Origin of the sequence: Phaeospirillum tilakii (assembly GCF_042683125.1) — a bacterium.
Classification (GTDB): Bacteria; Pseudomonadota; Alphaproteobacteria; order Rhodospirillales; family Magnetospirillaceae; genus Phaeospirillum; species Phaeospirillum tilakii.
Map to the genome: position 1 here is coordinate 13737 of NZ_JBHUIY010000004.1, position 17875 is coordinate 31611.

At 67.8% G+C, this 17875-nt stretch carries 23 protein-coding genes, 1 tRNA gene and 1 pseudogene; 14 read left to right on the forward strand and 11 right to left on the reverse strand.

Translation table 11 applies throughout. The annotated features are described in order from the left end of the window. Positions 1-2: 2 nt before the first annotated feature. From ACFSNB_RS03105 to ACFSNB_RS03135, 7 genes are all read right to left on the reverse strand, one after another. Entirely contained in the window at positions 3-734 is a 732-nt protein-coding gene (locus ACFSNB_RS03105) for a ribosome modulation factor (RefSeq protein WP_377314417.1), read from the reverse strand. Positions 735-833: 99 nt separating this feature from the next. Further along, positions 834-1154 carry a hypothetical protein gene (locus tag ACFSNB_RS03110; RefSeq protein ID WP_377314419.1) on the reverse strand — a complete coding sequence of 107 codons (321 nt, stop codon included), beginning with the start codon at positions 1152-1154 and terminating at the stop codon, positions 834-836. A gap of 113 nt (positions 1155-1267) precedes the next feature. Then, on the reverse strand, positions 1268-1456 hold the full coding sequence (locus ACFSNB_RS03115; RefSeq protein WP_377314421.1) for a hypothetical protein: 189 nt from the start codon (positions 1454-1456) through the stop codon (positions 1268-1270). Beyond that, on the reverse strand, positions 1456-1686 hold the full coding sequence (locus ACFSNB_RS03120) for a helix-turn-helix domain-containing protein (RefSeq protein ID WP_377314423.1): 231 nt from the start codon (positions 1684-1686) through the stop codon (positions 1456-1458). The genes ACFSNB_RS03115 and ACFSNB_RS03120 overlap by 1 nt, the downstream gene beginning before the upstream one ends. Positions 1687-1962: 276 nt before the next feature. Continuing rightward, entirely contained in the window at positions 1963-2265 is a 303-nt protein-coding gene (locus ACFSNB_RS03125) for a hypothetical protein (RefSeq protein WP_377314425.1), read from the reverse strand. 313 nt (positions 2266-2578) lie between these two features. Next, positions 2579-3049, reverse strand: coding sequence for a hypothetical protein (locus ACFSNB_RS03130; RefSeq protein ID WP_377314427.1), 471 nt, complete (start codon positions 3047-3049; stop codon positions 2579-2581). A 15-nt stretch (positions 3050-3064) separates the two neighbouring features. Beyond that, positions 3065-3457, reverse strand: coding sequence for a hypothetical protein (locus tag ACFSNB_RS03135; RefSeq protein WP_377314428.1), 393 nt, complete (start codon positions 3455-3457; stop codon positions 3065-3067). Between the two features lie 193 nt (positions 3458-3650). Here ACFSNB_RS03135 and ACFSNB_RS03140 point away from each other — a divergent pair, with 193 nt between their 5' ends. The 12 genes and pseudogenes from ACFSNB_RS03140 to ACFSNB_RS03195 all read left to right on the forward strand — a co-directional run bounded on the left by ACFSNB_RS03140 (position 3651) and on the right by ACFSNB_RS03195 (position 10148). Next, entirely contained in the window at positions 3651-3803 is a 153-nt protein-coding gene (locus ACFSNB_RS03140) for a hypothetical protein (protein WP_377314430.1), read from the forward strand. Between the two features lie 101 nt (positions 3804-3904). Further along, positions 3905-4507, forward strand: a complete 603-nt coding sequence (locus tag ACFSNB_RS03145; protein WP_377314431.1) for a hypothetical protein — start codon at positions 3905-3907, stop codon at positions 4505-4507. A 96-nt stretch (positions 4508-4603) separates the two neighbouring features. Continuing rightward, positions 4604-4846 carry a hypothetical protein gene (locus tag ACFSNB_RS03150; RefSeq protein ID WP_377314433.1) on the forward strand — a complete coding sequence of 81 codons (243 nt, stop codon included), beginning with the start codon at positions 4604-4606 and terminating at the stop codon, positions 4844-4846. Between the two features lie 5 nt (positions 4847-4851). Then, a complete protein-coding gene (locus tag ACFSNB_RS03155; RefSeq protein WP_377314434.1) occupies positions 4852-5127 on the forward strand; it encodes a hypothetical protein in 276 nt (91 codons plus the stop codon). Positions 5128-5129: 2 nt separating this feature from the next. After that, positions 5130-5360: a tudor domain-containing protein gene (locus ACFSNB_RS03160; RefSeq protein ID WP_377314436.1), complete on the forward strand. Its 231-nt coding sequence runs from the start codon at positions 5130-5132 to the stop codon at positions 5358-5360. Further along, positions 5357-5920, forward strand: a complete 564-nt coding sequence (locus tag ACFSNB_RS03165) for a ClpX C4-type zinc finger protein (RefSeq protein WP_377314438.1) — start codon at positions 5357-5359, stop codon at positions 5918-5920. Before ACFSNB_RS03160 ends, ACFSNB_RS03165 begins: the two co-directional genes overlap by 4 nt. A 91-nt stretch (positions 5921-6011) precedes the next feature. Continuing rightward, entirely contained in the window at positions 6012-6965 is a 954-nt protein-coding gene (locus ACFSNB_RS03170) for a PD-(D/E)XK nuclease-like domain-containing protein (RefSeq protein WP_377314439.1), read from the forward strand. Then, positions 6946-8250, forward strand: a complete 1305-nt coding sequence (locus ACFSNB_RS03175; protein ID WP_377314441.1) for a recombination directionality factor — start codon at positions 6946-6948, stop codon at positions 8248-8250. The genes ACFSNB_RS03170 and ACFSNB_RS03175 overlap by 20 nt, the downstream gene beginning before the upstream one ends. A gap of 2 nt (positions 8251-8252) precedes the next feature. Then, positions 8253-8834 carry a 3'-5' exonuclease gene (locus ACFSNB_RS03180; RefSeq protein ID WP_377314443.1) on the forward strand — a complete coding sequence of 194 codons (582 nt, stop codon included), beginning with the start codon at positions 8253-8255 and terminating at the stop codon, positions 8832-8834. Then, the gene (locus ACFSNB_RS03185; protein WP_377314445.1) at positions 8834-9043 is read left to right on the forward strand and encodes a hypothetical protein; all 210 of its coding nucleotides are present in this window, start codon (positions 8834-8836) and stop codon (positions 9041-9043) included. The genes ACFSNB_RS03180 and ACFSNB_RS03185 overlap by 1 nt, the downstream gene beginning before the upstream one ends. Beyond that, positions 9043-9180: pseudogene (locus ACFSNB_RS03190) on the forward strand (helix-turn-helix domain-containing protein); the annotation flags it as partial. The gene ACFSNB_RS03185 and the pseudogene ACFSNB_RS03190, both read left to right, overlap by 1 nt. A 14-nt stretch (positions 9181-9194) precedes the next feature. Beyond that, positions 9195-10148, forward strand: coding sequence for a tyrosine-type recombinase/integrase (locus tag ACFSNB_RS03195; RefSeq protein WP_377314446.1), 954 nt, complete (start codon positions 9195-9197; stop codon positions 10146-10148). Between the two features lie 66 nt (positions 10149-10214). Here the strand turns inward: ACFSNB_RS03195 and ACFSNB_RS03200 are convergent. The 4 genes from ACFSNB_RS03200 to gph form a co-directional block, all read right to left on the reverse strand. Continuing rightward, a tRNA-Val gene (locus ACFSNB_RS03200) sits at positions 10215-10289 on the reverse strand. 145 nt (positions 10290-10434) lie between these two features. Then, complete coding sequence (locus tag ACFSNB_RS03205; protein WP_377314448.1) at positions 10435-13002, reverse strand: EAL domain-containing protein; 2568 nt, start codon at positions 13000-13002, stop codon at positions 10435-10437. Beyond that, positions 12972-13418 (reverse strand): response regulator, encoded by a 447-nt coding sequence (locus tag ACFSNB_RS03210; RefSeq protein ID WP_377314450.1) that lies wholly within the window; start codon positions 13416-13418, stop codon positions 12972-12974. Before ACFSNB_RS03210 ends, ACFSNB_RS03205 begins: the two co-directional genes overlap by 31 nt. A gap of 143 nt (positions 13419-13561) precedes the next feature. Then, entirely contained in the window at positions 13562-14551 is a 990-nt protein-coding gene (gene gph / locus ACFSNB_RS03215) for a phosphoglycolate phosphatase (RefSeq protein WP_377314452.1), read from the reverse strand. Between the two features lie 96 nt (positions 14552-14647). Here gph and glmU point away from each other — a divergent pair, with 96 nt between their 5' ends. Both glmU and glmS read left to right on the forward strand, forming a co-directional pair. Continuing rightward, positions 14648-15991, forward strand: coding sequence for a bifunctional UDP-N-acetylglucosamine diphosphorylase/glucosamine-1-phosphate N-acetyltransferase GlmU (glmU, locus tag ACFSNB_RS03220; protein WP_377314454.1), 1344 nt, complete (start codon positions 14648-14650; stop codon positions 15989-15991). Positions 15992-16003: 12 nt separating this feature from the next. Then, positions 16004-17827 carry a glutamine--fructose-6-phosphate transaminase (isomerizing) gene (gene glmS, locus ACFSNB_RS03225; RefSeq protein ID WP_377314455.1) on the forward strand — a complete coding sequence of 608 codons (1824 nt, stop codon included), beginning with the start codon at positions 16004-16006 and terminating at the stop codon, positions 17825-17827. Positions 17828-17875: the final 48 nt, after the last annotated feature.

The following is a 17875-nucleotide window of genomic DNA, read 5'->3' on the forward strand; positions in this document are numbered from 1 at the left end:
CCTCAGTGCGGAAAGGCCGGGCGGGCGTCGCCCAAGGCGGTGGGCTCGACCGGCAGCGCAACGACATTCGACGCAGCCGCATCGCCCTCGAACTGCTTGGCGGCGCGCTCGGCCACCCCCTTCGCGTGGCCCTGAGCCCAGACCCTGCCGCGCAAGCTGGCGCGCTTGTAAGGGTTCTGCTCCCCGGTTTGCCCGGCCAAGGCCGCCATGCGCCCCTGGTTGAACGCGGTGCCGGCATGATCGGCTTCGGGGTCGGTTTCGGGAGCCAGGGCGACGGCGTCCTTGGCCGCTTCCATCGCCCGGTCGATCTTGGCCTTGATCCCATCCTGATCGATCGCCGGCGCGGCGACCGGCTCCGGGGCATCCTCGACCGCCTCGACCGCGCTTTCCGGCTCAGCCTCGGCCGCCTCGGCTTCGACCGTCGACCGGGAGGCCTCGAACATGTCGAGCTGGTTGTCCCAGCCGAAATACGAGATCCGCAAAGCGTCGAAGCCGCGCAGGAAGTCGCGCCGCTTGCTCTCCGACATCCGCTTCAGCTTGAGGCACAGCTTCAGCGGATCTACCGGGAGGCCAACTTTTTTCGCGGCCTTCCAGGCGCTGGCGTGGCCGGTGGTGCCATCATCCTTGGCCTGACGAGCCTCGTCGATGGCGGCGACGTGGGTGTCGATGATGGCGCGGGCGAGGCCATAGATCTCGTCGTCGGGGGAGGGAGCGGGGGCGGGGGATTGGGACACGGCGGCATCCTTTCGGGCTTGGCGGCGGCGCTCTTTCTCGGCGCGCCGCTGATCGGGAGGGAGTTTCCAAAGAGGGGTTGGTCGAGGCACGGCAGCCTCCTATCCGGCAAACAGGTCGGCCTGGGCCTGATCCGTCTCGACCAGCCGCTCGACCACGCGGGCGGCCGGCAGCAGGGCACGGAGGGCGGCAAGCTCCTGGGCGGTCAGGCCATCGACGCGGAGGCCCATCTCGCGGGCCAGCAGGTCCGCCAGCGGCGGGTAGCATTTTCCCGCGCGCAACAGATGCTCGGCTCGGGGGAGGTTGGCCCCGGCGACCTGCCACCCGCGAAAGGTGCGGGGCTCGACCCCCACCAGATCCGCCGCCGCGTCGATGCCGCCCGCCGCAACCGCGAACCGGCGGATGCAGGCGGCCACAGCCATCTGTAAATCGCTGTCATCATTCGTCGTCGATTTGCGTGTGCATCTCACCGACACTTGGTGCAGCACAAGCCAGCGGGGGTGGGCATGCAAGTCGAGGACGTTGTCGTGGTGGGTCATGCGCCGGGCTCCAGGGTGCTGACGGCCGTCTGTGGAGAAATCACCCCGGCCCGCGCCAGAATCGTCATCACCTGCACCGCCGCCCGTATCGGGATGTCGATAAAGGGATCGGAGCAGATCGGCGGTGCATCGGGGAGCGCAGCCCAGACCGCCAGGGGGCAGGGTTGATGCGATCGCTTGGGCATCACGCAGCCTCCGAGGGTGTGGGGGTGTCGGCGCCCGGGCCGGGCTGCCAGTCGGGCGGGATGACGGATTCGAGCGCCTCGATCGTTCGGCGGGTCGGGTTCCAGCCGTCGTCGTCCATGTGCCGCAGGCGGGTGTCATGGAGCCCGGCTTCCCGCGCCAGCCTGGTCTTGGTCCAACCGGGCTGCGCTGCGAACGCGCGAATGCGCAGAAGGGTCTGTGCAATGGTCATGATCCAAGGATGGTATCGCACGATAGTGCGAAACTCAATCAGTATCGCACCACAGTGCGATTGCCCTTGGGGGTGTCATTGAGAAAGATTCCCGCCATGGGAAGGCCGAGAAAAATTAGGGAGGCAGTCCCGGGCAGCATTGCTGACCGGCTGCTGCGGTTTATGGAGGCGCGCGGCCTCCAGCAGACCGAATGGGCGCGCGCATCCGGCATCCCGGAGCAAACCCTACGCTCGTACCTGGACGGGAAAATGCCCGGCGTGGACCAGATGGAGGCCTTAGCCCGTGGTGCTGGGCCAGATGTGACCGTTGACGATCTTCTTCGCGGTGGTGCGCCTGGGGATCAGCGATCGGATCGGACGCTGGCGGCGATTATCAGTCTGATCGAGCAGTTCGAGCACCGAGATCTCGGTGAGGAGGCCAGAGCGCGCCTTTTGGAGCAGGCGGCGCATATTCGCGCGAAAAGTAGCCGGCCTCTCAGCTAAAAGATTTCGCAACGACGGTTTGTGCAATTCTACTGTAAACGCTGAATAAACAGCAGATACGTCCTCTGCAAATTGCTTCCGCGCCTGTTCTTGCATTCTACCCCTCCACAGTGCCATATCCGGCGGGCTGGGCTCAGCCGCGCGGGTAGCGAGTAATCGTTGCTGCATCGACGTGCCACCGTCTTTGCACCACCTGATGGAGGGGTAACTCTATCAAGTGTACCCGCGCGTTTTCCGCGAGCAGCTTTTAGCGTACCTTGTCTCGTGGGATCGGCAACCGGCGCAAAGGCATATATGCCTATGCTTTTTTGCAGGCTGTAGGTAGATTTGCTTATTCGCCTGCGGGTGCGAAAAACCCCGCCGGCCGGAGCGGGCGGGGTGCGGAGGATTGGGCCTGACAAGCCCCCCCTTACCCCGGGCGCCTTCCCACCGCCGCCTCCAGCCGATCAACGGCCGCCGGCATGCCTCCATCGTTGCGACCAAACCAGCAGTCGCCGCGCCCCTTCATCAAGAACACCTCCTGGCCGCTGGCGTTGTCGATCACCGACACCTCGTAGCGGAGTGCGTTCGCCCCGATCAGGCACGGGTTCCAGGTGCGCTGTTCGACCTTGAAGGTGTAGCGCGGCTTGCGCTCCCGGCTGATCGTGACATCGGCATCGGGCAACACCCTGCCGGTTACCCGGTCGTCACCCTGCGACACGATGATGGTCCAGCCCCGGCGGGACAGCTCGTCCTTCAGCGCGCCGAGCAGGCCGAACGTCCCGGTCGGCAGGAGCGCCACCTTGTCGGCTGGGTCAACGGTGCCGAGCGGGCGCGATTCGTGCCAAGCACAGGCGGAAAGCACGAGGGACGCTAGAACAAGCGCTTTTGGCTGCGCCATTGGTGGCTCCGTATATTATCTTGTGAGCATTTGAAGTCTAATGAGCGATAATTCAGAATTAATTGTTGATATATCGCCCTCAACATTTTTTATCCTTGAATAACTTCCAGAGCAATCAAGGTAAACGTCCTCAATCCTTCTGCTTAATGTGTCGATTTTTTGTAAGGCGGTTTCGTGTTCAAGTGAATTTTTGTCTCCATATATTCTTTCAATGCGGCCAATCTCGTCGCCAAGTTCGGAAACGCGTATCTTTAAAAAAGCGTTTTCATTGGAAATGCGCGAAATTTTCGCGTCCAGCAAAAGATAAAGGCTAAGCGATGTCGCGCCTATTGTAATTATTACGACGTATATTAATGAATTAAAGAGCGTTTCTTTTGATATATTTCTAATATTTATTACCTTGAACATCGCCGCCTCGTCAAATGGCTGCGGTTATGGTCGCACGATCGTGCGGCGCTGAAAATCGCACCATAGTGCGAAACAGGTTGCCAATATCGCACCATAGTGCGAAACTCCCTCCCATCAGCCATCGCTGATCCGCCGGCCCCGCCGACGGCAACCGCTCGGCGCCACCTGCGGCGCCGTCCCGGAGGAGGACCGCATGCCCGACATCGACCCGACCGACCCCGAGACCCCGGCCCCCGCGCCGAGCCCGAGCCCGTCCGAGCCCAAGGAAGACGGCGAAGACCTGACCGCCGACGACGCCAACGAGCCCGAGGGCGACGAGGACGACGAAGGCCTCGACGCCGCGTAAGCCCTGCAACCGGCCTGCCGATCTCAACGGCAGGCCACCGGGGCCGCCGTCCGCTCCCTGCACCCCAGCGGCGGCCCCGGACCCTCGGAGGTCACGTCATCATGGACAGCACCGAACACCCCGCCACCCTGACCGCGCCGCCGCACGACGGCACGGGCCATGTTGAGACCGTTGCCGATCCGACCGCCGGGCACACGCCGGGGCCGTGGGTCGCCGATTTTCCGAACAATTTGGTCAATTCCGTTGCCGGCGGGCACCCGAACCCTGTTTGCAGGGTGGGGTGGAGCGGTTGGCGGGGCAGAGCCGAAATCGAAGCCAACGCGGCCCTGATCGCCGCCGCCCCGGAGATGGCCGCCGAGATCGAGCGGCTGCGGGCCGAGAGCGACGAGGCTTGCTTCGAGGTCGAAACGCTCAACGAAAAGCTCGACAAGGCCCGGGCCGACCTTGCCGCCGCCCAGGCCGAGAATGAAACCGCGCTCACCTGCTACGGCGATCGCATCACCACGCTGGAAGCGGAGGTCATCGGCCAGCAGGAAGAGATCGAGCGGCTGCGCGCCACCCAGGCCAAGCTGGTCGAAAATCTGGAATGGGCGCTGCTCGGCCTCAGAGAGCGCATGCCCGCGTCCTACTACCCCGGACACCCCGCGCACGCCGGCTACGACAAAGCCCGCGCCGCCCTCGCCGCCGCGAAGGAGGGCCGCTGACATGGCCTCGCTGCTCGCCTACCTCGCCGCTGGCTTGAGCGCCGCCCTGACGCTCGTCGGCATCGCCATCAGCCTCGAATCGGAGGTGTGACCGTCATGAACGCCGCCCAGACCATCCTCGCCACTCCCGGCACCGCCATCACCATCGACGACGCGGTGTCCGTCGCCAACGGCAACCAGCGCGACGGCGGCCCGATCGGCCGCGACGGGGTGGACCTCTATCAGCCGGGCTATGCGGGCAAGACCTGCATCAGCCTGTCCGCCGATCAGGCCCGCCGGCTCGGGCGGATCCTGCTCGACCTGACCGAGCCCGCCGCGCTCGCGGTCGCTGCGGAGTAGCCCCGATGCCCCGCCGCCCGACCATCTGCGACCTGGAGCGCCGCTTCGACGGCCCGATCGACCCCGCCCTGTTGCCGGCGCCGAGCCGCGCGGACGACCTGGGCAGCAGGATTGCGACCTGGACCCGGCACGTCGAGCGGGATCGCCGGATCCTCGCCCAGGTCGGCGCGCGCGGGGGCGATACCACCAACGCCGAGGCCGACTTGGCCTGTTCCCAACGCCACCTCGCCACCCTGCTCGGCGCGCTCGACGCGATCGAGGGGCGGCTTGCTGCGGAGTGATCATGATCCCGATCCCGCTCGACACCCCCGTCACCGTGACCATCGCCGACGAGTATGCCGGCCCGGCCATCGTCACCGGCCGCTCGACTGCCGGGGACGGCCGCACCGTCCTGTCCTACCGCGTCCTGTGCGCCGATGGAGAGCGCCGGACGGCTCTCCCGCCCGAGGTATCCGCCTATCCGGCCGTGGTCGCGGTGCTGCTGGAGCTTGCCAACGCGGGGGATCGGCCATGACCGCGATCCCCCGCCAGCCCCGACGCAAGACGACCAAGGCCGCCAAAGATCAGGACGCCGCCGAGCCACCGGTGCCAGCCCAGCAGTCCCAGGCCTGCTCATTCTGCGAATCGCCGCTCGCCGATGTCCGATGGCTGGTGGTGGGCGCGACCGCCGTTGCGATCTGCGATGAGTGCCTTGACCGGGCGGCCTACACCATCGGCCGCCACGGCTGCAAGACCTGCACGTCGGCACCGGCCGGCGGTTGGCCCGGGCGCGCCGTCCCGATCAAGGCCGAGATTGAGCCCGAGCCCGAGCCCGTCCCGCCACCGCGCGTCTTGATCACAGACAGGAGCCGCGCGGCAAGCCTGCGAATCGTCAGGGACACGCAAGACTATCTGCGTGAGGTGTATCGGGAAATCGAACAGGCCATCGGCTTGGTCGCCAGCGGTCACGAGGTTGGCCGCTGCTGGGAGCCCGTCGGCCGCATGATCGCTCGGGGCGAGGTTGGCCACCTGATCAGGCACCTGAACACCCTTGCCGAGACGATCGAGGCCAGCAACGAGGAGCCCCGCCCATGATGCCGACCATCTTCCGCAAGCTGCTGCCCTGGGGCTGCCGACGGCGCCGCCGGCAGCCCCAGGGCAGCAGCTTTCGGCCGTGGAGTGTTCGATGACCCAGCTCACCACCCTCGACGCCGCCCGCGCCGCGATCTCTGCCGGCGGGTCCGGCATCTACGACATGCCCGACGACGTGTACCACGCCGATCCGGCCCCCACTCCCAGTCTGTCCGCCAGCGGCATGAAGCGGATCATCGGCGAGTGCCCGGCCGCGTTCTGGTGGGATAACCGCCGCCTCAACCCAGGTTGGAAGGAAGAAACCACCAAGGCCCTTTCGGTCGGCCGCGCCGCCCACATGTGGCTCCTTCAGGGCGCTGAGTTCGAGCAGCGCATCGCCGTCATGCCGGCCGAACTCGACCTGCGCAGCAACGCCGGCAAGGCCTTCGCCGCCCAGGCCGAGGGTGAGGGGAAGACCTTGATCCGCGCCAAGGAGTTCGAGGCGGTCAAGGCGATGCGCGATGCCGCGATGCGGTCGGATCTGGTCCGCCTCGCGCTGTCCAACGGCCGCGCCGAGCAGTCGCTGTTCTGGCAGGACGCCGAGACCGGGGTCTGGCTGCGCTGCCGCCCGGACTGGCTTCCGACGGTGCCGGTCCATGTCCCCGATTTCAAGACCACAACCAGCGCCCACCCCGACGATTTTCGCCGCGCGGTCCAGGACTATGGCTACCACATCCAGGCCGCCCACACCCTGGACGGGATCGAGGCGGTCACCGGCACCCGGCCGGACAGCTTCTTCTTCATCGTGCAGGAGAAGGCCCCGCCTTACCTGTGCTCGATCTGCACCCTCGACGACGAGGCGATGATGTGGGGCGAGCGGCTGGCTCGTCGCGCCATCCGCCTGTTCGCCCGCTGCCTGGAGACCGGCCATTGGCCCGGCTACGACGGCGGTATCAGCACCGTCGGGCTCCCCGCCTATGCGCTCAAGACGCTTGAGGGTCTAGAGGCCCTCGGCTTCTTCGACGCGCCCGAACAGAAGGACATGAGCTATGAACGCGCCGCTGAGTAACGATGTCGTGCCGCAGCGTCGGCTGATGATCAAGAACCTGATTCCGAGCCTGCCCGAGCGGGGCAAGATCAAGATCGGGATGAAGGGGGCCGTGCGAACGAGCGGGACCGGAAAGGAGTTCCAGCCCCCGAAAAAGCTCGACCACTTTCTGGTCACCGGCCTTGAGCGCGGCCAGGACGGAAACTTCAAGCGCGACGAGGCGATTCACCAGCAGATCGGCGATGCCCCGAAGGCGATCCCGGTCCGCCTGCTCTACGACGATCCGGCGCTGAACTTCCCGACGCGCTACGCCATGTTCTCCGGCCGAACTCTGGTGTGCTCGGGGGACGGCGAGACGGCCACCAAACTGGATCCGAAAGCGGGGACATCTTGCGAACGGGCCTGCCCCTGTGAGTTTGCCGATCCGGCGCGCCAGGGGGCCAAGTGCAAAATGAACGGGGCGCTGTCGGTACTGCTCGACCTTGACGTTGGCGGGATCGGTGGCGTGTGGAAATTCCGCACCACCAGCTACAACAGCATCGTCGGCATCATGTCCACGATGGCGTTCCTGCGGTCCCAGACCGGCGGCATCCTGGCGAATATTCCCCTGGTGCTGACCGTGACCCCGAAACAGGCGACGGCGCCGGACGGGTCGCAACTCACCATCCAGGTGGTCGGTCTTGAGTTCCGAGGCAAGCTTTCCGACCTGCTGTCGAGCGCACATGAAATCGCCCTGTTCCGGGCCAAGACGCACGTCAGCATCGCCGAGATCGAAACCGAGGCCCGCCGTCTGCTGTCGCTGCCGGCCCCGAACGCACCGCTGCCCGGCGACGATATCGACGACGTGGTCGACGAGTTCTATCCGGCGGAGGCTGCGGCGGCGCCGAAAGCCCAGGGCCGGGCCCGCTTGATCGAGGACAGCCTGCGCGGAATCACGCGGGGAGCGGCCGATGTGATTGATGCGGACGTTGACCTGCCGCCCGCGCCGGCGCCGGAAGACGACCCCCTGGCTATCGCCAAGGGTGTTGCCGCCCAGGGGCGCGCCGCCCTTGACGCCCACTACGCGGCCGCGCCGAACGCCGTGAAGAAGGCGATCTATCCGCACATGGCGGAACTGGTGGCGATCGCCGACGCGTCCGGCCCCGCGTTGTCTGCCGCCGCCCGGGCCGGACTGGCGGAACTGGAGGCCACCACCACCGAGGCGGACCTGGAGGCCGCGTGGGAGCGGCTTGATATCGAGGTCTGCCGCGAACTGGGCGCCGGGGTGCTGGAAGAGCAGCGGGCGCGCGTTGGGAGGGAGTACTGACCATGTCCATTCTCTTCTTCGACACCGAGACCACCGGCCTTCCCGATAAGCGCGCGCCGTCCGACGCCAAGCACCAGCCCCACGTTGTCCAGCTTGCGGGGCTCCTGACCGATGACGACGGGGCCGAGCGGGCTTGCCTCAACCTGATCATCAATCCGGGGGTCCCGATCCCTGCGGGCGCGGCCAAGGTGCATGGGATCACGGACGAGGTGGCGCGCCAGTTCGGCATCCACCCGAAGCTCGCCGCCTTGGCGTTCCGGGCGATGGCCGCGAAGGCTGACCTTCTGGTGGCGCACAACATCGAGTTCGACCTGGCCCTGATGGCGACTCTGTTTCAGCGCAACGATCTGGAGCAGGCACTGCCCGAGCGGCGGTTCTGCACCATGGAGGCGTCCACGCCGATCCTGAACCTGCCGCCGACGCCCAAGATGATTGCCGCCGGCTTCAACAAGCCCAAGCCTCCGAAGCTGGAAGAGGCATATCGGCATTTCACCGGCCGCGATCTGGTCGGCGCCCATGATGCGTTGGCCGATGTCCGGGGGTGCCGGGACGTGTATTTCGCCATCGTCAACGAGGGTGCGTGATGTCGACCGCCCGCCAGCTCACCACCGACGGCATCTCCGCCACCTTGCTCGACGCGGACGGCACCCCCCTGATCGGCCCGATCGACATCGACGCCGCGGTCGAGCGCGCCATCTTGGTGCTGGAGGGTCGGCCGGATCACCACAGCGTCACCGGGCTGGTCAATGAGATTTCCCTCGCCCTGGTGGCGACGAGGGTGGGGAGGGGATGATGGCAGAACAACTCCTGAAGGCTGCCGACATTGCAGCGCGCTGGGGATGCAGCGACCAGCACGTCTATAACCTTGTCCGAGCGGGGCTCCTCCGGGCCGTCCGGATCGGGCGGCTGGTGAGAATCCCCACAGAGGCTCTGGAGGAATACGAATGCGAATCATCGAATATCGGGGGAAGTGGTGCGCAGCCTCAGTCGTCGACGGGAAGCGAAGGCGCCTCTCCCTTGGAAACCTTGCCGCCACAGAGGAGAACCGTCCTGCTGCCGAGCGGGCGGCAGTTGATCTTGAGCGAGCGCTCGCGGAACCCATAGGGGATATCGTTGGTGATGTCGTCGAGGCCTACCTCGATGACACGAAGGCCATCACCAAGGACTACATGAAGATCATGTGGCGCATCCTCAAGCCCTATTGTGCGGCGCTGAGGGTGGACCAGATTGACCGCGCATGGTGCCGAGATTACGTCGCTGCGCGCGGGAAGGCGCCAGCCACGGTCCGGAAAGAGATATCCATGCTGTCCGCCGCCTTCAGGTGGGCGGGGAAGACGGGGTTCGTGATCGAGCTTCCATCAGCCCCGCCGCCCCGCGATCGATGGCTGACCAGGGTTCAGTTTTCCATGCTGCTCGATGCGGCGGCCGGTCAGCCGCACCTTGTTGTGTTCCTGCATCTCGCGATTGCCACGGGCGGCCGGAAGGAAGCGCTTCTAGCTCTGACGTGGCCTCAGGTCGATTTCGACCGCAGGACGATCTGGCTGGGACGGAAAGAAGGCGGGAAGGGGCGGGCGATCGTGCCGATCAACCAGACCCTCTACCCGGTCCTGCGCGCGGCCAAGGCGCAGGCGCAAAGCGATCACGTCGTTGAATATGACGGCCAGCCGGTCAAGAATGTGAAGAAGTCGTTCGCGGCGGCGTGCCGGCGTGCCGGCCTGTCCGATTTCACCCCACACGATCTTCGCCACACGGCCGCCGTGTGGATGGCGGAGGCGGGAACTCCGATGTCCGAAATCGCCCAGTACCTAGGGCACTCGGACAGCAGGATCACGGAGAGGGTCTATGCGAGGTATTCGCCGGATTATCTGAGGAAGGCTGCGTCGGCGCTCGATTTGTAGGATCCGTCACCGGTTCATTTGAACCAGGGGGAACATCCTAAAAACCAGCCATCCCCTTGAAAGAGATGGTGGGCGATGTAGGGATTGAACCTACGACCCCACCCGTGTGAAGGGTGTGCTCTCCCGCTGAGCTAATCGCCCATCTCTTCATCCGGCGTCGGGATCGGGGTCCCGGGCCGCTCCGCTGCGGGGTGTCCGTCGCGGAGGCCGTTCTTCTACCCAAATCCCGGGGGGGACGCAACGGCAAAAATTCGTCCCCGTTGATTTTTTTTCGCCGGCCGGGGGTTCAGCCGATTCGGTCGGGCAGGGCGGTGACCTCGCCGTCATCGGGCTCCTGGCCGTCGAGGGCGGGGGGCGGCAGCGGCGCGCGCAGACGCTCGGTCGCCTCCGCCGCCGTCAGGGGATGGGCGAACAGGAAGCCCTGGAGCTGGTCGCAGCGATAGCGGGCGAGGCGGGTGAATTGTTCGGCGGTTTCGACCCCGGGCACCACCACCTGCATGTGCAGGCCGTGGGCGACGGCGACGATCGCGGTGATCACGTCGGGGTTCTCGGCGCCGTGGGCGAGGTCGCGGACGAAGCTCTGGCTGATCTTCAGCGAGGTGACCGGCAGCCGGCGCAGCAGGCTGAACGAGGCGTGGCCGGAGCCGAAATCGTCGATGGCGAGGTCGATCCCCAGCGCCTTCAGCCGGCCGAAGCGCAGGTCGGTGTCGCCGTCGGGTTCGGTCAGGCAGGATTCGGGCAGATCGAGCTGGAGCCGGGCCGGGGGCAGGCCGGATTCGGCCAGGGCGGCGGCGACCTCCTCGGCGAGGTCGGCGGCCTGGAGCTGGCGCGGCGACAGGTTGACGCACAGCCGGGGCGGGGCGATGCCCTGGTCGAGCCAGTCCCGTCCCTGGCGGCAGGCCAGCCGCAAAGCGAGCCGGCCGATCGGCAGGATCAGCCCGGTTTCCTCGGCCAGGGCGAGGAAACGCTCGGGCGGCAGTTCGCCCAGTTCGGGATGGTCCCAGCGCAGCAGCGCCTCAAGCGCGGTCAGCGCGCCGCCGTCGCGGGCGAACACCGGCTGATAGACCAGATGGAAGCTTTCCCGCTCGATCGCCCGGCGCAGGGCGTTTTCGAGCCCGAGCCGCTCGAACGCCTGGGCATAGACGGATTCGGAATGGAAGCAGCAGGCGTTGCGGCCGCGCCGCTTGGCCTGGTACATCGCCGCGTCGGCCAGCCGCACCAGCGAATCCGCCTCGGCGGTGTCGATCGGATAGAGGGCGACGCCGATCGAGGCGCTGATGCGGGCCTGCTGGCCCTGGAGGTCGAACGGCTCGGCCAGCAAGGCGAGGATCTTGTGGGCGACCAGGGCGCTGTCGCGGGCCTCGGCGATGTCCTCGAGGATCACGGTGAATTCGTCGCCGGCCAGCCGGGCGACGGTGTCGCCCTGGCGGACGCAGGCGGTCAGCCGCTCCGCCACCTGTTGCAGCAGACAATCGCCGGCCAGGTGGCCGAGGCTGTCATTGACCTCCTTGAACAGATCGAGGTCGATGAACAGCAGGGTGACCATCGAGTGGTTGCGGTGGGCGCGGGTGAGGGCGCGCGACAGCCGCTCCTGGAACAGGGTGCGGTTGGGCAGCCGGGTCAGCGGGTCGTGGTTGGCCTGGTAATTGAGCCGTTCCTCGTCCTGCTTGCGCGAGGTGATGTCGGAAAACACCGCGACGTAATGCTGCAACTGGCCGCGCTCGTCGCGCACCTCGGCGATGTTGAGCCATTCGGCGAACATCTCGCCGTTCTTGCGGCGGTTCCAGATCTCGCCCTGCCAGCGGCCGCTGCGGATCAGGCTGTCGTTCATCCGCTCGTAGAAATCGGCGCCGTGGCGGCCCGAGGACAGCAGGCGCGGGCTCTGGCCCAGCACCTCCTCGGCCGGGTAGCCGGTCAGGGTGGTGAAGGCGGGGTTGACCAGGATGATGCGGCGGGCGGCATCGGTGATGAACAGGCCGTCGCCGGTGTTCTCGAACACGGTGGCGGCGAGGCGCATGTGGTCCTCCAGCCGCTTGGTGTCGGTGATGTCCTCGACCACCGCGACGGCGTGGTGGGGGCGGGCGCGGTCCTGCACCGGGGTGACGGTCAGCCGGCCCCAGCGTTCGGCGCCGTCGCGGTTGAGGTAGCGTTTGGTCAGATCGAGGCTGTGCAGCTCGCCCAGGATCAGGCGCTGATAGAGGTCGCACAGCTCGGCGCCGTCGCCGGGGGCGGCGATGTCGCGCAGGGTCATCCGCTGCAACGCGGCCTCGTCATAGCCGACCATGGCGCGAAAGGCCGGGTTGCCGTGCAGGTAGCGCCCCTCGGCATCGATCAGGATCATGCCGGCGCCGGCATTCTCGAACAGGGCGCGGAAGCGGGCCTCGCTGTCGCGCAGGGCGGCGTCGGCGCGCGAGCGGCCGATGGCGTAGCGGATGGCGCGGCGGACCAGATCGCCGTCGCCCTGGCCCTTGACCAGATAATCCTGGGCGCCCTGGCGCAGCGCGTCGAGCGCCAGCCCCTCGTCGGCGGTGCCGGTCAGCACCACCACCGGCAGCAGCGGGGCGGCGGCGCGCAGCCGGGCCAGCCCGTCGAGCCCGAACGAATCCGGCAGCGACAGATCGAGCAGGACGACATCGAAGACCTGACCGGCCAGCCGCTCCAGCGCCACCGCCAGCCGCTCGGCGATGGTGACGGTGAAGGCGGCGGCGCTGTCGCCCTCGAGATAGATCTGGACCAGCCGGGCGTCGCCGGGATTGTCCTCGACGACCAGGACCGCGAGCGGGTCGGGAGCGGGCGGGGGCGGCGCCATCGCGGCCGGGCCGGTCAGCGTGGCGGCAGCGTCACCACCGAGCACCAATATTCCTCGATCGAGCGGATCACCGAGATGAAACGGTCGAGGTCCACCGGCTTGGTGATGTAGCAATTGGCGTGCAGATCGTAGCTGCGCAGGATGTCCTGCCCGGCCTGCGAGGTGGTCAGCACCACCACCGGGATCCGCCGCAGCTCGGGGTCGGCCTTCATTTCGGCCAGGACCTGGCGGCCGTCCTTGCGCGGCAGGTTGAGATCGAGCAGCACCAGATTGGGGCGGGGCACGTCGGCATAGCCGCCCTCGCGGCGCAGATAGCTCATCGCCTCGACCCCATCGACCACCACCTTGAGGCGGCTGGTCATCCGTCCTTCCTTCAGCGCCTCCTGCGCCAGACGGGCGTCGCCGGGATTGTCCTCGACCAGCAGAATATCGAATGTTTCGGCTGCGTTACGCTGGCTCAAGGCACCCGTCCCCTCATCACGGCGGAATATCCATTTGAACTATAAAAGAAACGCCGCCGCTTGCAAACCGGCTTGCCCCCCCGCCGTCCCGTGACGGCGGGGCGCGGAGGCGGGTGGCCGGCGGTAAAATAGCGCGGAAACCCTCAACTCTTGGTTAGCGTCAGGGCGGGATGAACCGCCGCCCCGGCCAGCAGCGCGTCGAGCGTGGCGGCGAAGCGTTCCCTCCCGGCCTGTCCGCGCTCCTGCTCCAGCCGGTGCAGCGCCTCGGCCAGGGCGGCCTGACCGAACATCGCGCATTTGCCCCGGGTGGCGTGCAGCTGCTCGGCCAGCGCCGCGCCGGCATCCTCCCCGGCGGCGGCGCACAGGGCGGCGAGATGCTGGCGGTCGCGCGCCATCTCGGTGGCGAAGGCGGGGGCCAGCCCGGCCAGTTCGGGCGGGACCGGGTCGATCCCCAGCACCGCCGGCAAGGCGTGGAAATGGTCGATCACCCGGTCGGGCTCCAGGCTGGCCAGCGGGGCGCGGGCATAGCCGAACGACACCGCCACCGTCGCCACCCCGGCGGCGTGGGCGGCGGCGAAATCGTTCTCGGAATCCCCCACCATCACCGCCGCCTCGGCGCCGACCCCCAGCCGGTCGAGGCAGACCCGGACATGGGCCGGATCGGGCTTCAGCGCCGGGGCGTCGTCGGAACTGACCACCAGATCGAACCAGCCGGCGAGATTGAGCTTGTCGAGCACCTCGCGGGTGGCCCCGGCCGGCTTGTTGGTGCAGATCGCCAGCGGCAGCCCGGCGCCGCGCAGCCGGGCCAGGGCATAAGTCACCCCCGGCCAGGGGCGGGTGGTCTCGGCCGCGCGCGGCTCGTAATCGGCCAGGAAGGCGGCCAGCAGATCGTCCCACGACGCCGCCACCGCGCCGCCGGTGGCGGCGAAGGCGCGCTCGACCAGGGTGATGGCGCCGTCGCCGACCATCCGCATCACCGCCGGGGCCGGCAGCGGCGGGCGGTGCCACGCCGCCAGCATCCGGTTGACCGCGTCGGTCAGGTCGGGCAGCGAATCGATCAGGGTGCCGTCGAGGTCGAACAGCACCGCGCGCGGGGCGGCGGGAAAATGGCGGGGGGAGGGGAGCGGGGACATCGAAACCTTCCGCAACAAAGATTGATTTGGCCCTGGGCCGAGGTTTGTGGCACGGTGCGCCAGCTTGCCGCAACAGATTGGGTCGGCGCCACCATCATGGCTTCCCGTTCGCTTGCCGTCATTGTCCTTGCCGCCGGCATGGGCACCCGGATGAAATCCGCTCTCCCCAAGGTCCTCCACCCCCTCGCCGGCCGTCCGATGGTCCAGCACCTGATGGCCACGGTGGCGACGCTGTCGCCCGACCGGGTGGTGGTGGTGGTCGGCCCCGGGATGGATTCGGTCGCCGCCGCCGTCGCCCCGGTGCCGACGGTGGTGCAGACCGAACGGCTCGGCACCGGCCATGCCGTGGCCCAGGCCCGCGCCGCGCTCGACGGCTTCGACGGCGACGTGCTGGTGCTGTATGCCGACACCCCGCTGATTTCGGCCGACACCCTGCGCCGGCTGCTCGACGAACGCGCCAATGCCGACGATCCGGCGGTGGTGGTGCTGGGCTTCAAGCCCGAGCACGCCAACGAATATGGCCGGCTGGTGGTCGGGGCCGAGGGGCTGAAGGCGATCGTCGAATATCGCGACGCCACCCCGTCCCAGCGCGAGAACCCGCTGTGCAATTCCGGGGTGATGGCGTTCGACGCGGCGCGGATCTGGACCCTGATCGACCAGATCGACCCGGCCAGCAACAGCAAGGGCGAATATTACCTGACCGACGTGGTCTACCACGCCCGCGAGCATGGCTGGAACTGCTCCTATGTCGAGGGCGAGCCGGTCGAGCTGCTCGGGGTCAATTCCCGCCGCGAGCTGGCCGCCGCCGAGGCGGTGGTGCAGGCCCGGCTGCGCAACGCGGCGATGGACAACGGCGTCACCCTGATCGATCCGGCCACGGTGTGGTTCTCGTGGGACACCCGGCTGGGCCAGGACGTCACCGTCTGGCCGCAGGTGGTGTTCGGCCCCGGGGTCAGCATCGGCGACCGGGTCGAGATTCGCGGCTTCTGTCATTTCGAGGGCTGCACCGTCGCCGATGGCGCGCTGCTCGGGCCCTATGCCCGGCTGCGGCCGGGGGCGCGGATCGGCGAATCCGCCCATATCGGCAATTTCGTCGAGGTCAAGGCCGCGGTGGTCGAGCCGAAGGCCAAGGTCAACCACCTGACCTATATCGGCGACGCCCGGGTCGGGGCCGGGGCCAATGTCGGCGCCGGCACCATCACCTGCAATTACGACGGCTTCAACAAGTCGTTCACCGACATCGGCGCCGGGGCCTTCATCGGCTCGAACAGCGCGCTGGTCGCCCCGGTCAAGATCGGCGACGGCGCGGTGGTCGGCGCCGGTTCGGTGATCACCAAGGAAGTGCCGGCCGGCGCCCTGGCGGTGGCGCGCGGCGCGCAGATCGCGCTGCCGGGCTGGGCCGACCGCTTCCGCGCCCGGCAACGCGGCGGCAAGGAATAAGGACAGCGCATCATGTGTGGAATCGTCGGAATCGTCGGCCGGCGCGACGCGGCGCCGCTGCTGCTCGAAGGGCTGCGCCGGCTCGAATATCGCGGCTATGATTCGGCCGGGATCGCCACCCTGGTCGAGGGCCGGATCGAGACCCGCCGCGCCGAGGGCAAGCTGCTCCATCTCGCCGCCTTGCTGGAAACCCATCCGCTCGGCGGCAGCACCGGGATCGGCCATACCCGCTGGGCCACCCACGGCGTGCCGAGCGAGCGCAACGCCCATCCCCACGCCACCGCCCGGGTGGCGGTGGTGCATAACGGCATCATCGAGAACTTCCAGGAACTGAAGCAGGAGCTGACCGCCGCCGGGCAGAAGTTCCAGAGCGACACCGACACCGAGGCGGTGGCCCAGTTGATTGATCATCTGCTGGCCCAGGGGCTCGACCCGGTCGCCGCCACCGACCGCGCCTTGACCCGGTTGCAGGGCGCCTTCGCCCTCGGCATCGTCTTCGCCGGCCATCCCGAGATGATGATCGCCGCCCGCCAGGGCTCGCCGCTGGCGATCGGCCATGGCGACGGGGAAATGTATCTCGGCTCCGACGCGCTGGCGCTGGCGCCCTTGACCCGGCGGATCTCCTATCTCGACGACGGCGACCGCGCGGTGATCACCGCGAACAGCGTCGAGATCCGCGACCGCGCCGGCCATTTGGTCGAGCGGGCGGTGCGGGAAACCCACCTGTCCGGCGCCCTGATCGGCAAGGGCCAGCACCGCCACTTCATGCTGAAGGAAATCTTCGAGCAGCCGGAAGTGATCGGCAACACCCTGAAGACGATGCTGAATCCGGCCGAGCGGACCCTGACCCTGCCGCAGCTGCCGTTCGACCTCGCCACCATCGCCCGGGTGCGGATCATCGGCTGCGGCACCTCCTATTACGCCGCGATGACCGCCAAATACTGGATCGAGCGGATGGCCCGCGTTCCGGTCGAGGTCGATATCGCCTCGGAATTCCGCTACCGCGCCCCGCCGCTGGAGCCGGGCGGGCTGGCGGTGTTCATCTCGCAATCGGGCGAGACCGCCGACACCCTGGCCGCCTTGCGCCATTGCCAGGCCGAGGGCCAGCATACCCTGGCCCTGGTCAACGTGCCGGAAAGCACCATCGCCCGCGAGGCGGAAGGGGTGCTGCTGACCCTGGCCGGGCCGGAGATCGGCGTCGCCTCGACCAAGGCCTTCACCACCCAGCTGACGGTGCTGGCCTGCCTCGCGGTGGCGCTGGGCCGGGCCCGGGGTGCGCTCGACCGCGCCGCCGAGGCCGAAGTCTGCCATGCCCTGGCCGAGGTCCCGGCCCGGGTCGCCGACGTGCTGCGCCGCGAGGATTCGATCCGCGCCGTGGCGCCGCTGGTGGCCGAGGCCCGCGACGTGCTCTATCTCGGGCGCGGCAGCAATTACCCGATCGCGCTGGAAGGCGCGCTGAAGCTGAAGGAAATCAGCTACATCCACGCCGAAGGCTATGCGGCGGGTGAACTGAAGCACGGCCCGATCGCCCTGATCGACGAATCGGTGCCGGTGATCGTGATCTGCCCGAGCGACGCGCTGTACGACAAGACCGCCTCGAACGTCGAGGAAGTGGTGGCGCGCGGCGGCAAGGTGATCTTCCTGTCCGACCGCGCCGGTTTGGCCCGGCTGTCGGCCAAGGTGGCGGCGCGGATCGAACTGCCCGACGCCGAGCCGCTGGTGGCGCCGCTGGTCTACGCCATTCCGGTCCAGTTGCTGGCCTACCACGTCGCCGTCGCCAAGGGCACCGACGTCGATCAGCCCCGCAACCTCGCCAAGAGCGTTACCGTCGAGTAACCCCGACGCCGTTACGCGGGCTCTGCCCGCACCCGCCAAGGGCCGCAA